The organism is Dyella sp. SG609 (genome assembly GCF_012275375.1).
GTDB lineage: Bacteria > Pseudomonadota > Gammaproteobacteria > Xanthomonadales > Rhodanobacteraceae > Dyella_D > Dyella_D marensis.
Genome location: NZ_JAAZQJ010000001.1, coordinates 630,765 through 643,873, shown reverse-complemented (window position 1 = coordinate 643,873; position 13,109 = coordinate 630,765). Strand labels below are relative to the sequence as shown.

The window sequence follows — 13,109 nt, the reverse complement described above, 5'->3', positions numbered from 1 at the left end:
CACCCCACAGGCGTTGGCACCTACATCAGGTGCATATCCCATCATTTTCATAGAAAGCAGCAAGACCCGGCAAGGCCACTCAGTCCTTGTAGGGGAAATCCTATAGCTGGCGTCGGCTAATGGGCACTATCGCGGCCGCCACACCGGGCATAGGATCGGCCCGCGACCAGGCTGCAACGGCCCGGTCAACCACGGGGGAACAACTCATGCGCAAACTCAGCGTCTTGCTGGCGAGCTGCTTGCTGGTCCTTTCCTTCACGGCTAATGCCAGGGGTGGCAGCCATAGCAGCGGATCATCGGCCCACTACTCCGGCTCACATCACACCACCAGTCATGGCGGCCACTACTTCGGTGGCTCCGGCTCATCCCATCGCGGCGGCAGCTATCGCAATACACGCACCGGCAATCACTACGGCAAGCACGGACGCTGAAAAAACAGGGGAGAGACACATGAAGGGGCGAATGCTTGCCGTAGTGATCGGTTTGTCGTGCACGAACTGTTACGCAGAGAACTTGCTTTGCCAGGGAAAAATGAACATGCCCGAAGGCCACGCATCCGAGGATAGTCGTGTATTAACCATGGACTTCAACTCGTTGGCTGCAAGCATGGAGACATTTCACGGCAAGGCCTTTGGAGTTCTGATCAAAGGCGATAAAACCTATACGGGAAAGCTAGCGCACCGACCACGTTTTGCGACCCGCCGGACTGACCAGTAGGGAGAGGCCGTTGCCATCCGACAGGGCATAGGCCTTGGCCGCAGCCTTGGCTTTGCGGATCTGAAGCTCGGTCAGCGGATCGGCTAGGCGTGACATAGGGAGGGACCATCTTGGGTAGGATTGAGCAAATCATGCCCAAATTCCTACCCAAAAGTCCAAGACTCCACTGGACGTCTATGGACGCCTAGAAACAAAAAACCCCGCAGCTACGCGGGGTTTCGTGTATTCCATGGACGTCCTGGGACGCTATGAAACTTCGATTGGTGCCCAAGGGGGGACTCGAACCCCCACGACTTGCGTCGCTACCACCTCAAGGTAGTGCGTCTACCAATTCCGCCACCTGGGCAGGTGTCTTGCTGTTACTTCTTTTCCGGCGTCGAGGCCGGCTTGGCCGGAGCGGTCGCCGCGGGGACTTCGGCGCTCTGGGCCGGAGTCGTCGCTGCCGGGACGTCGCCTGCCGGCTTGGTCGCCTGCGGGACTTCCGCGTTGGCCGGCGCCGAGGGCTGCGCATTCTGCGTGGCGGCCGGCGGGTTGGCAAGGCCGGACATCACGCCGAGATCCGCGCCGCCGTTCTGCGGAGCGCCGTGGCGGCTCAGGTAGATACCCATGCCGAGGCTGAGCAGGAAGAACAGCGCGGCGAGCACGGCCGTGGCGCGGGTCATGAAGCTGGACGAACCGCGCGCACCGAACACGGTGGCCGAGGCGCCGCCGCCGAAACCGGAACCCGCATCGGCACCGGCGCCGCGCTGCATCAGGATCAGCACGATCATCGCCGCGGCGATCAGGATGTAGAAGACGCTGAAGATGACGAACATGGTTTCCTAAAGAATCCGTGCGCTCAGTGCGCGGCGGCGCAGATCGCGAGGAAATCGGCCGAGGTCAGACATGCACCTCCGACGAGCCCCCCATCCACATCCGCCTGCGCGAACAATTCCGCGGCGTTGGCCGGCTTGACGCTGCCGCCATAAAGCAGCCGAGTCAGACGGGCGATCATAGCATCCTGCCGGGCCAGTTGGCTACGGATGAATCCGTGGACCTCCTGGGCCTGCTCCGGCGTGGCGGTGCGGCCGGTGCCGATGGCCCAGACCGGTTCATAGGCGATCACCGCGGTATCGAAGCTGGCCACGCCGTTGAGCGCCAGCACGGCGTGCAGTTGGCGGGCGATCACCGCCTCGGTCTCGCCGGCCTCCCGCTGCGCCAGCGTCTCGCCCACGCACAGCACCGGGGTGAGGCCGCCGGCGCGGGCGGCGGCGAACTTGCGCGCCACCAGCTCGTCGCTCTCGTGGTGGTACTGGCGGCGCTCGGAATGGCCGACCAGGGTCCACTGCGCGCCCACGTCCTGCAGCATCGCGGCGGAGACTTCGCCGGTATACGCGCCCTGCCCCTCGTGCTCGCTCACGTCCTGGCCGCCGAAGCCCAGGCCCGAACCGGCATGCTGCGCCGCCAGCTCGGCGATATAGGGAAACGGCGGGAACACCACCGCATCGATCGACGCCGGCAGCCCGGCCGCGATCTCGCTCGCCAGCGCGGCGGCCATCGAGCGGCTGCCGTGCATCTTCCAGTTACCGGCAACGAGCTTCTTGCGCATGGCGCGTCTCCCTTCCTTCGAAAACGCGGCAGCTTAGCGAGCACTCTTTGACCCGGCAACGGCGCGGGCGCTGGCGCGTTCCGCCAACTGACCGCAAGATCGCATCTCCACCCGCGCACCGAAGGAACCGGCATGCCGCAATCCCGCCCCCTGAGCCTGATCACCGGCGCCTCCGCCGGCATCGGCGCCGCCTTCGCGCGCGAACTGGCCGCGCGCGGCCACGACTTGGTGCTCACCGCACGCCGCACGGACCGCCTGGAAGCGCTGGCGGAAGAACTTCGCGGCAAGCACAACGGCAGCGTGACCGTGCTGCCGGCCGATCTCGCCGACCCCGCCGCGCCGCGGCAACTGCAGGCCGCGCTGGCCGAACGCCAACTGGCCGTGGACTGGCTGATCAACAACGCCGGCTACGGCCTGCCCGGCACCTTCGACGCCAACACCTGGCAGGACCACGCGGCCTTTATCCAGGTGCTGATGACCGCCCCCACCGAACTGGCCTGGCGCCTGCTGCCCGGCATGCGCGAACGCGGCTACGGCCGCATCGTCAACGTGGCCTCGCTCGCCGGCCATGTGCCGGGCACGGCGGGACATACGCTGTACGGTGCGTCCAAGGCGTACCTGATCAAGTTCTCGCAATCGCTGGCGCTGGAAAACCGCCACCTCGGCGTCCACGTCTGCGCGCTGTGCCCGGGCTTCACCTGGTCGGAATTCCACGACGTCACCGGCACGCGCGAACTGATGAACCAGATGCCGCGCTTCATGTGGCAGACCGCCGAAGAAGTAGTGCGCGAAGGCTGCGATGCGGTCGAACGCGGCGACGTGGTGCGCGTCACCGGCCGCGTCAACCGTTTTATCAAGGCGCTGGTGAAGCTGATGCCGGACCGCATGGCGCTGGCCTTGTCGGCGCGCGAATCGCGGCGCTACCGGCAGACCGCGGCGCACTGAATCACGGGCGCTTGCAGCTCAGCGTGTCGCCCACCACGAAGCTGCCGCCGCGCATCACCTGCCAGTCCACGCGCAAGCCGCCATCGGCCATGCGCACATAGACGAACTTCTGCGCCGGCTGCACCTCCGGTGCGGAGGTCCACGTCAGCGTGTCGCCTTCCCATCCGCCGGCGCTGAAACGGCGCGCGCCGCCGAAATTGTCGACGATGGCCGCATTGAACTGCTTGCCCTTCGCGTCGTACGTCCACGCTTCCACCGCGCGATACGTATTCGGCGCGATATCGTCGTGATGCTTGAGCACACCCGCGCCGCCGAGCTCCGTGTCGAAGCGCATGGTCGAGGCGATTTTCTTGCCGCTGGCGGGAAACACGCCAGCGCAATGCCAACTGCCCAGCAGCGGCTGCATGGCCTGGATGGGGGGCGGTGCCTCCGCGGCGCTGGCCGCGCCGCCGAGGAGGGTCAAGGCGAACAGGAACGGAACACGCATCGCGGCATCCCCGCATCGAACGTGCCGCGAGGCTAGCGGACTCCCGGCCGGTGCGTACCGACCGGAAGTCATGCATCAGCGTCAGATCAGCCCTGCTTGGATCGAGCCGATCAGATCAGCCCGATCAGATCAGCCCAATTAAATCAGCCCGATCAAATCAGCCCCATCAAATCAGCCCGATCAAATCAGCCCGATCAAATCAGCCCGATCAAATCAGCTTGATCTCGCGCAGCCGCTGCTGCAGATACTCATGCGAGGTGATCGACGTGTCGTAGCGGCTCGGGTTGTCCGGCGTCACGCACTGCGGCAGCGGATCCAGCACCACGTCCGGGTTCGGATGCAGGAAGAACGGCACCGAATAGCGCGGCTTGCGCGCATTGGCGTTCTGCGGGTTCACCACGCGATGCGTGGTGGACGGATACACGTGGTTGGTCAGGCGCTGCAGCATGTCGCCGATATTCACCACGATGGCATCGCCCTCGGTGGTGATCGGCAGCCACTCGCCCTCGCGGGTCAGCACTTCCAGGCCCTCGGCGCTGGCGCCGACCAGCAGGGTGATGAAGTTGATGTCCTCGTGGGCGCCCGCGCGCACGTTCGGGATGTTCTCCTCGGTGATCGGCGGGTAATGGATCGGACGCAGGATGGAATTGCCCTGGTCGGTCTTGTCCTCGAAATAGTTCTCCGGCAGGCCGATATGCAGGGCCAGCGCGCGCAGCACGCGGGTGCCGAGCTGGTCCAGCGCCTCGAACAGGCCGTAGCCGTAGGGCTTGAACGCGGGCACTTCCTCCGGCCACAGGTTCGGCGCCATCACGTCGGCGAAGCGGGAGTCGCGCGGGATCTCGCGGCCCACGTGCCAGAACTCCTTGAGGTCGGCGTACTTGCTGTCCTTGGCGGTCTCCACCTTGAACGGGGTGTAGCCGCGCGCGCCGCCGCTGCCGGGCACGTGGTACTTCTGCTTGGTCTCGGCCGGCAGCGCGAAGAACTGCTGGAAGGCCTGGTAGGCGTTGTCGATCAGCTCCGGCGCGATGCCGTGGCCGCTGATGCCGCAGAAGCCGTATTCGCGGTAGGCCGCGCCCAGCTCGGCCACGAAGGCCTCGCGGTCGGTGTCGTAACGGCGGATGTCGAGGGTGGGAACCCGTTTGACGGTCGTATTCATGTGTCGTGATCCACAGGTAGGCGTGCGGTCGATTTGTCGAACCCGCCACCGCAGGGGCGGGGCACGTCGGGCCAATCCTTGGCGACCTGGGCGGGGCTGGGTCCTTAGGACCGCCCCCGCTGGCTCACGAGCGTTCGGCCGCGGATTTTACGACCTCCGCCAGCTGCTCCGCCATCCGCCTCACCTCGGCCTCGTCGGCGGCCTCCACCGTCACCCGCACCAGCGGCTCGGTGCCGGAGGCACGCAGCACCACCCGGCCGCGGCCGCGCAGGGCTTGCTCGGTCTCGGCCAGGGCCTGCTTCACCTCGTCGCTGTGCAGCGATTCGCGCGCGCCGTTGGCGCGCACGTTGATCATGATCTGCGGCATCTTGTAGAGACCCTGGCGCGCCTCGGCCAGGTCGCGCCCGCCCAGCGCCTCCAGCACGGCCAGCGCGGAGACGATGCCGTCGCCGGTGCTGGCGCGGTCCAGGCACAGGATATGGCCGGAGGTCTCGCCGCCCAGCTGGCCGCCGTGCTCCTTCAGCTTCTGCAGCACGTAGCGGTCGCCCACGTTGGCGCGGATCAGGTCCACGTCCAGCGCGCCCAGCGCCTGCTGCAGGCCGTAATTGCTCATCAGGGTGCCGACCACCGGGCCCTTCAGGCGGCCCTGCGCGGCCCAGGCGCGGGCCAGGATGAACAGCATGTCGTCGCCGTCGGCCAGCACGCCTTCGCGGTCCACCATCTGCACGCGGTCGCCGTCGCCGTCGAAGGCGATGCCGATGTCGGCGCGGTGTTCCAGCACGGCCAGCTGCAGGGTCTGCGGATGGGTCGAGCCCACCCCGCGGTTGATATTGAAACCGTCCGGCTTGTGGCCGATGGCGATCACCTCGGCGCCAAGCTCGGAGAACACCTTCGGCGCCACCTGGTAGGTCGCGCCGTTGGCGCAGTCCAGCACGATGCGCATGCCGCGCAGGGTGAACTCGCTGTCGGCCAGGGTGCGCTTGCAGAACTCGATATAGCGCCCGCCCGCATCGTCGATGCGGCTGGCCTTGCCCAGGCGCTCGGGGGACTCGGTGGTGAACTCGGCCTCCAGGCCCAGCTCGATCGCCGCTTCCACTTCGTCGGACAGCTTCTCGCCGGTGGCGGAGAAGAACTTGATGCCGTTGTCCTGGTGCGGGTTGTGCGAGGCGCTGATCACGATGCCGGCCTGCGCCCGCAGCGAGCGCGTGAGGAAGGCCACCGCGGGCGTCGGCATCGGGCCGAGCAGGCCCACGTCCACGCCCGCCGCGACCAGGCCCGCTTCCAGCGCGGCCTCGAACATATAGCCGGACACGCGGGTGTCCTTGCCGATCAGCACCTTCGGCCGCCCTTCGCGGCTGTCGCGCGCCAGCGCCATGCCGGCGGCGCGGCCTAGGCGCAGCATGAAATCCGCGCTGATCGGCCACTGGCCGACCGGCCCGCGAATGCCATCGGTGCCGAAGTATTTGCGTTCGCTCATGGGGATCCTTTCATCGCGCCGGAGGGCGCGGTTGGTTGCTTATTCGTCGTCGGGCCAGCGCGGCGCGGCCGGACGCGGGTCCTTGCGCACCGCGGGCTCCCCTGCAGCCACGGCTTGCCATACCGCCAAAGCATCGACCGTAGCGGCCACATCATGTACGCGCACCATACGGGCGCCACGCTGCACGGCGATGAGCGCGGCGGCCACCGAGCCGGCCGCGCGCTGCGCGGGATCCTCGCGGCCGGTGAGCTTGCCGATCATGGTCTTGCGCGACAGCCCCACGTAGCAGCCGCTGCCCAGGTTGCCGAAGCGCTCCAGCGCGCGCAGCAGGGCCAGGTTGTGTTCCAGCGTCTTGCCGAAGCCGAAGCCCGGGTCGACCAGCACCAGCCGCTTGTCGATGCCCGCGAGCTCGCAGGCGAACAGCCGGTCGGTAAGGAAGCGGTGCACTTCGCCCACCACGTCGTCGTAGCGCGGATCGTCCTGCATGCCGCGCGGCTCGCCCAGCATGTGCATCAGGCACACCGGCACGCGCAGTGCGGCGGCGGCGTCCAGCGCGCCGTCGCGGCGCAGCGCGTAGACGTCGTTGATCATGCCCGCGCCGGCGGCCACCGCGGCACGCATCACCTCGGGCTTGGAGGTGTCGACCGCGATCGGCAGCGAGGTGCGCGCGGCCAGCTGCTCGATCACCGGGATCACCCGGCGCAGCTCTTCCTCCAGCGGCACGTCGTCCGCGCCCGGACGGGTGGATTCGCCGCCCACGTCGAGCATGTCCGCGCCCTCTTCCGCCAGGCGCAGGCCATGCGCCACCGCCGCTTCCGTGGTGGCGTGGCTGCCGCCGTCGGAGAACGAATCGGGCGTGACGTTGACGATGCCGACCACGCGCGGACGGTCCAGCACCAGGCGGCGGCCGTTGCAGTCGAGCACGGTGGCGAAGAGATCGGCGGCGGACATGGTCACTCCTGGCTCAAGCCTGCGGCGCGGCGCTCAGCCGGCGCCGCCCAGCGCGCCCATGAACTGGCGGTAGTAGCGCAGCTCTTCGATGGAGTCGCGGATGTCCGACAGGGCGGTATGCGCGGACTCCTTGCTGAAGTTCTTGCAGATGCTCGGCGACCAGCGGCGCGACAGCTCCTTGAGCGTGGACACGTCGAGGTTGCGGTAATGGAAATAGCGTTCCAGCCGCGGCATCTGCCGGTGCATGAAGCGGCGGTCCTGGCAGATCGAGTTGCCGCACATCGGCGACTTGCCGGCCGGCACCCAGGCCCTGAGGAACTCCACCGTGGCCGCCTCGGCCGCCGCATGGTCGTCGGCGGAAGCCAGCACCTGCTCCCACAGGCCGGACTTGCGGTGCTGGTTGCGGTTCCACGCATCCATCGCCTCCAGGCGCTCCACCTCGTGGCGGATCGCGAACACCGGACCCTCGGCCAGGATGTTCAATTCCTTGTCGGTCACGATGGTGGCGATTTCGAGAATCGAGTCGTTATCGGTATCCAGACCGGTCATTTCCAGGTCGATCCAGATCAGATTTTCTTCGTTCGCTAGGCTCATGCTCCCTCCTGGGCGCGCAGTCTAGCAGCAGCGGAAGCCCGCCCTGGGCGGTGTATGCCCATTGGCCGGCCATCCTGTGCAAGCGGACACACCTGGACGGCCATGCGATCATCCCCGGCATGCAGACGTTCTTCTGGCACGACTACGAGACCAGCGGCGCCGATCCCTGGCGCGACCGCCCCCTGCAGTTCGCGGGCATCCGCACCACGATGGAGCTGGAGATCGTCGGCGAGCCGGTGATGTTCTTCGGCAAGCCCCCGCGCGAGCTGCCGCCCGCCCCGGAGGCCTGCCTGATCACCGGCATCGCGCCCCAGCAGGCCGAGCGCGACGGCGTGGGCGAGGCCGAATTCGCCGCGCGCGTGCACGAGCAGCTGGCCGCGCCGGGCACCTGCGGGGTGGGCTACAACTCGCTGCGCTTCGATGACGAGTTCACCCGGCAGATGCTCTACCGCAACTTCCACGAGCCCTACGGGCGCGAATGGGAGAACGGCAATTCGCGCTGGGACCTGATCGACCTGGTGCGCATGTGCGCGGCCCTGCGCCCCGAAGGCATCGCCTGGCCGACCCGCGAGGACGGCACGCTCAGCTTCCGGCTGGAGCACCTGGCCAGCGCCAACCATCTCACCCAGGAGCGCGCGCACGACGCGCTGTCGGACGTGCACGCGCTGATCGACCTGGCCCGCCTGATCCGCGTGCGCCAGCCGCGCCTGTGGGACTGGCACTACGCGCTGCGCCGCAAGCAGAAGGTGTTCGAGCTGCTGGACGTGGTGAACATGACGCCGGTGCTGCACGTGTCCTCGCGCTATCCGGCCAGCCGCTATTGCCTGGCCATGGTGGCGCCGATCGCGGCGCATCCGACGCGGCCGGGCGAGATCATCGTGTACGACCTGTCGGGCGACCCTTCGCTGCTGCTGGCGCTGGACGAGGAAGAGATCGCCGACCGCATGTTCACCGCCCGCGCCGACCTGCCCGAAGGGGTGGAGCGCATCCCGCTGCGCACCGTGCGCGCCAACCGCTCGCCCGCGCTGGCGCCGCTGTCGGTGCTCAAGGGCACCGACACCGCCCGCCTGCAGCTGGACGTCGAGCGCTGCCTGGCCAACCGCGACGTGCTGGCCGCCGCCGCAGGCCTGGCCGAGAAGCTGCGCCGCGTGTTCCAGCGCGCCAGCGACCTGCCGCCGCCGGCCGATCCGGAGCTGGCCATCTACGGCGGCTTCCTGCCCGATTCCGACAAGCGCCTGCTGGCCGAAGTGCGCGCCACGCCGCCGGAACAGCTGGGCACGCGCGACTTCCCGTTCCGCGACCCGCGCTATCCCGAGCTGCTGTTCCGCTACCGCGCGCGCAACTGGCCGCACACGCTGACGCCGGAGGAGCACCAGCGCTGGGACGCGTTCCGCCGCGACCGCCTGTTCAAGTCCACCCCGCTGACCGGCCTCACCCTGCCCGACTACTTCGCCCGCCTGGCCCAGCTGCGCGGCGAACTGGCGCAGGATCCCGGCAAGCTCGCCCTGCTCGATCAACTGCAAGCCTGGGGCGAAGAGCTCGCCGCCGACCTTGCGCCCCTGCCCGCCTGACCCCTACCGACCATGGCCAACGCTTACTTCACGCCTGCCACTTTCCGTTTTCTCCGCGCCCTCGAACGCAACAACAACCGCGAATGGTTTCTGGCGCACAAGCCGGAATACGAACGCGACGTGCGCGATCCGTTCCTGCAGCTGATTGCCGACATGCAGGCGCCGCTTACCAAGATCAGCGCGCATTACCGCGCCGACTCGCGCAAGAACGGCGGCTCGCTGTTCCGCATCCATCGCGATACGCGCTTTTCCAACGACAAGCAGCCGTACAAGCCCTGGCAGGGTGCGCGCTTTTTCCACGAGCGGCGGCACGAGATTCCAGCGCCGTCGTTCTATGTGCATATCCAGCCGGGCGATTGCTTTGCCGGCGGCGGCATGTGGCATCCGGAGCCGGATGCCTTGAAGCGTATCCGCGCCTTCCTCGCCGACAATCCGGCGGCATGGAAGAAGGCCACGCAGAGCAAGGCGTTCCGCGAGCATTTCACGTTCTGGGGCGAGGCGCTGACGCGGCCGCCGCGCGGGTTCGATCCGGCGCACGAGCTGATCGAGGACATCAAACGGAAGGACTTCGCCGCGGGCGAAGGCTTCGACGAGAAGCTGGCCTGCTCGGCGGAGCTGCGGCCGTGGATGGTGGAGACCTACAAGCGGCTGGCGCCGATGGTGGATTATCTGTGCGCCACGCAGGAACTGGATTTCTGACTATTGAGTCCCTTCTCCCCTCCGGGGAGCACGCGGGGAGCGCACATGGATGTGCGCGGCTTTGAGGAGCGAGGAAGGTGGCGGCAGCCGGATGAGGGGCGGGTGCTCGCGGAAGAAGATCGACGAAGCGTCGCTCGCTTTTATGCTTCCGCTTCACCGCTCCGTAGGTCCCCCTCACCCCAGCCCTCTCCCCGCAGGGGAGAGGGGGCAGAGGCGTCAGCGTTCGTGGAACTCGCGCTGCGTCGTCAGCAGATACAGCGCACACCCCGCACCGATCACCGCCGTCAGCGCCACATAGTGCGCCGGCGCCATCGCCCCCAGCTTCGCGGCCAGATAAGCAATCAGCGGCGGCGTGATCGCGCCGAACACCGCGTACGCGATGTTGTACGAGAACGACAAACCCGAGAACCGCACCACTGGCGGAAACGCCGCCACCATCACCGCCGGCACCACGCCCACCACGCCGACGCACAGGCCGGCCAGCGCATACAGCAGCATGAAATGCTCCGCGCCCTGCGCCAGATCGCGATACAGCAGATAGGTGGTGACCAGCAGTGCCAGCGAGCCGACCAGCAGGGACCGGCCGCGCCCGAACCGATCCACCGCCACGCCGCCGGCGATACAGCCGAAGCACAGCATCAGGGCCGCCAGGCTGTTGCCGTGGAAGGCCAGCGTCTGCGGCAGGTGGAAACTGCTCTGCGCCAGGGTCGGCGTCATCAGGATCACCACCACGATGGCCGCGGTAAGCATCCAGGTCACCAGCATGCTCAGCAGCACACCGCCGAGCTGCCCGGTCATCACACGCTTCAGCGGCAACTCGCTGGCCAGCTCCTTGCGCTCGCGCATCTGCGCGAACACCGGCGTCTCGCTCAACCAGCGGCGCAGCCACACCGCGAAGAAGCCGAACACGCCGCCCAGGATGAAGGGCCAGCGCCAACCGTAAGCCAGCACTTTTTCCGGCCCCAGGCCGCTGATGCCGGCGGCCACCAGGGAACCGATCAGGATGCCGGCGGTAAGGCCCGAGGTCAGGCTGGCGCAGGCAAAGCCCACGCGGCCGGGCGGCGCATGTTCGGCCACGAACACCCAGGCGCCCGGCACTTCGCCGCCGATCGCCACGCCCTGCACCACGCGCAGCAGCAGCAGGAGCATCGGCGCCAGCACGCCAAGCTGCGCATACGTGGGCAGCAGGCCGATGCAGAGGGTGGGCAAGGCCATCAGGAACACGCTCAGCGTAAACATCCGCTTGCGCCCCGTGCGGTCGCCGAAATGCGCCATCACGATGCCGCCCAGCGGCCGCGCCAGATAGCCCGCGGCGAAGATGCCGTACACCTGCACCTGCGCCAGCCACGGCGGCATATCGGCCGGGAAGAACAACTGGCCCAGCACCTTGGTGAAGAACACGAACACCACGAAGTCGTAGAACTCCAGCGCACCGCCCAAGGCGGCAAGCGCCAGAGTACGCAGGTCGTTGCGGTTCAAGCGTGGGGCGGGCGAGTCCAGCGGGGGAACGGACGGAGCGGCTTGCGTCATCGTGGAGACGGCATCGTGGGGAAGAGTTGGCGGAACATAGCACCCGCCCTGGCCAAATACTCACACCCTCGTCATTCCGGCGCAGGCCGGAATCCAGTGGCGATAACGTTCGATTGTCGCGAGGACATTCAAAAGCGGTGTCTTGGGGCGATACGCCCCATGCCGTGCACCGCTACTGGATTCCGGCCTGCGCCGGAATGACGGCCTTGAGTGCCGCCATCACATCACGGCTGTTCCCATGACCGCACCGTTTGCGTAGGCTAGCGCCGCGCCGGACAGGACGACCGGGGCTGTAGGGGCAACAAGAACTTTTTGCTTTTCCCTTCCCGCCTTCGCAAGGAGACCTGCTCATGAGCATTGGCAAGCGTTTGACCGCCGAATTCTTCGGCACTTTCTGGTTGGTATTCGGCGGCTGCGGCAGCGCGGTGCTGGCCGCGGCGTATCCGGATCTCGGCATCGGCTTCGCCGGCGTGGCCCTGGCCTTCGGCCTGACCGTGGTGACCATGGCCTACGCCGTGGGCCATATTTCCGGCGGGCATTTCAATCCGGCCGTGACCGTGGGCCTGTGCGCCGGCGGCCGCTTCCCGGCCAAGGACGTGGTGCCCTACATCGTGGCGCAGGTGATCGGCTCCATCGCCGCCGCCGCCGTGCTGTACGCGATCGCCAGCGGCAAGGCGGGTTTCGATGCCACCGCCGGCTTCGCCTCCAACGGCTATGGCGAGCATTCACCGAACGGCTATTCGCTGCACGCCGCGATCGTGGCCGAGCTGGTGCTCACCGCGTTCTTCCTGCTGGTGATCCACGGCTCCACCGACAAGCGCGCGCCGGCCGGCTTCGGCCCGCTGGCGATCGGCCTGGCGCTGACCCTGATCCACCTGATCAGCATCCCCGTCACCAACACCTCGGTGAACCCCGCGCGCAGCACCGGCGTGGCGATCTTCCAGGGCAGCTGGGCGCTGCAGCAGCTGTGGGTGTTCTGGCTGGTGCCGCTGATCGGCGGCGCGATCGGCGGCTTGATCTACCGCCATCTGCTGGAAAGCAAGGACTGACGGAAACGACGAAGGCCGGGCGCCGGGGGCATCGGGAAGATGCTCCGGGCGCCCGGCCTTCTTTTATGCGCTTCAGCTGGTGCGGCGGAACATCATGCCCACGCCCAGCGCGATCAGCGCCAGCGGCCACCAGGTGGCGAACAGCTGGCCCAGGTGCAGGTCGAAGCCGAGGTTGCGCAGCAGGAACAGCGCGCCGATCGCGATCAGGATGATGCCGGGGACGCTAGGTTTCATCGGGTTCTCGGGGTGGTTAGGCGACGGCGGCCACTCTGCCACAAGAGCGTAGGTTGGGGTGAGCGCAGCGAACCCCAACGTTGCGGCAGTGTTGGGGTTCGCTGCGCTCAC

At 67.5% G+C, this 13,109-nt stretch carries 14 protein-coding genes and 1 tRNA gene; 5 read left to right on the top strand and 10 right to left on the bottom strand.

The features are described from left to right. Positions 1-206: 206 nt before the first annotated feature. On the top strand, positions 207-431 hold the full coding sequence (locus tag FHW85_RS02805) for a hypothetical protein (RefSeq protein ID WP_168647239.1): 225 nt from the start codon (positions 207-209) through the stop codon (positions 429-431). Between the two features lie 547 nt (positions 432-978). On the opposite strand, the gene FHW85_RS02800 is transcribed toward FHW85_RS02805, so the two are convergent. The 3 genes from FHW85_RS02800 to tpiA all read right to left on the bottom strand — a co-directional run bounded on the left by FHW85_RS02800 (position 979) and on the right by tpiA (position 2,305). Next, a tRNA-Leu gene (locus FHW85_RS02800) sits at positions 979-1,063 on the bottom strand. Positions 1,064-1,076: 13 nt separating this feature from the next. Continuing rightward, positions 1,077-1,532 (bottom strand): preprotein translocase subunit SecG, encoded by a 456-nt coding sequence (gene secG / locus FHW85_RS02795; RefSeq protein ID WP_167256906.1) that lies wholly within the window; start codon positions 1,530-1,532, stop codon positions 1,077-1,079. A 23-nt stretch (positions 1,533-1,555) separates the two neighbouring features. Beyond that, complete coding sequence (tpiA, locus tag FHW85_RS02790) at positions 1,556-2,305, bottom strand: triose-phosphate isomerase (protein ID WP_167256905.1); 750 nt, start codon at positions 2,303-2,305, stop codon at positions 1,556-1,558. 132 nt (positions 2,306-2,437) lie between these two features. Between tpiA and FHW85_RS02785 the strand changes: the two genes are divergently transcribed. After that, positions 2,438-3,250 (top strand): SDR family oxidoreductase, encoded by an 813-nt coding sequence (locus FHW85_RS02785; protein WP_167256904.1) that lies wholly within the window; start codon positions 2,438-2,440, stop codon positions 3,248-3,250. A gap of 1 nt (position 3,251) precedes the next feature. On the opposite strand, the gene FHW85_RS02780 is transcribed toward FHW85_RS02785, so the two are convergent. The 5 genes from FHW85_RS02780 to orn form a co-directional block, all read right to left on the bottom strand. Further along, positions 3,252-3,737 carry a hypothetical protein gene (locus tag FHW85_RS02780; RefSeq protein WP_168647238.1) on the bottom strand — a complete coding sequence of 162 codons (486 nt, stop codon included), beginning with the start codon at positions 3,735-3,737 and terminating at the stop codon, positions 3,252-3,254. Between the two features lie 208 nt (positions 3,738-3,945). Beyond that, the gene (locus FHW85_RS02775) at positions 3,946-4,893 is read right to left on the bottom strand and encodes an isopenicillin N synthase family oxygenase (protein WP_168647237.1); all 948 of its coding nucleotides are present in this window, start codon (positions 4,891-4,893) and stop codon (positions 3,946-3,948) included. A 124-nt stretch (positions 4,894-5,017) separates the two neighbouring features. Further along, the gene (glmM, locus tag FHW85_RS02770) at positions 5,018-6,370 is read right to left on the bottom strand and encodes a phosphoglucosamine mutase (protein WP_168647236.1); all 1,353 of its coding nucleotides are present in this window, start codon (positions 6,368-6,370) and stop codon (positions 5,018-5,020) included. 39 nt (positions 6,371-6,409) lie between these two features. After that, positions 6,410-7,321: a dihydropteroate synthase gene (gene folP / locus FHW85_RS02765; RefSeq protein ID WP_210427682.1), complete on the bottom strand. Its 912-nt coding sequence runs from the start codon at positions 7,319-7,321 to the stop codon at positions 6,410-6,412. Positions 7,322-7,354: 33 nt separating this feature from the next. Then, on the bottom strand, positions 7,355-7,915 hold the full coding sequence (gene orn, locus FHW85_RS02760; protein WP_167256899.1) for an oligoribonuclease: 561 nt from the start codon (positions 7,913-7,915) through the stop codon (positions 7,355-7,357). Positions 7,916-8,034: 119 nt separating this feature from the next. Between orn and sbcB the strand changes: the two genes are divergently transcribed. Both sbcB and FHW85_RS02750 read left to right on the top strand, forming a co-directional pair. Further along, the gene (gene sbcB, locus FHW85_RS02755; protein ID WP_168647342.1) at positions 8,035-9,486 is read left to right on the top strand and encodes an exodeoxyribonuclease I; all 1,452 of its coding nucleotides are present in this window, start codon (positions 8,035-8,037) and stop codon (positions 9,484-9,486) included. A gap of 12 nt (positions 9,487-9,498) precedes the next feature. Continuing rightward, positions 9,499-10,185, top strand: a complete 687-nt coding sequence (locus FHW85_RS02750) for a DUF2461 domain-containing protein (protein ID WP_167256898.1) — start codon at positions 9,499-9,501, stop codon at positions 10,183-10,185. A 216-nt stretch (positions 10,186-10,401) separates the two neighbouring features. Here FHW85_RS02750 and FHW85_RS02745 read toward each other — a convergent pair whose 3' ends face one another. Next, positions 10,402-11,715, bottom strand: a complete 1,314-nt coding sequence (locus tag FHW85_RS02745; protein WP_168647234.1) for an MFS transporter — start codon at positions 11,713-11,715, stop codon at positions 10,402-10,404. A gap of 350 nt (positions 11,716-12,065) precedes the next feature. Between FHW85_RS02745 and aqpZ the strand changes: the two genes are divergently transcribed. Next, on the top strand, positions 12,066-12,764 hold the full coding sequence (gene aqpZ, locus FHW85_RS02740; protein ID WP_167256896.1) for an aquaporin Z: 699 nt from the start codon (positions 12,066-12,068) through the stop codon (positions 12,762-12,764). A 72-nt stretch (positions 12,765-12,836) separates the two neighbouring features. Here aqpZ and FHW85_RS02735 read toward each other — a convergent pair whose 3' ends face one another. Beyond that, on the bottom strand, positions 12,837-12,998 hold the full coding sequence (locus tag FHW85_RS02735) for a DUF5668 domain-containing protein (RefSeq protein WP_167256895.1): 162 nt from the start codon (positions 12,996-12,998) through the stop codon (positions 12,837-12,839). Positions 12,999-13,109: the final 111 nt, after the last annotated feature.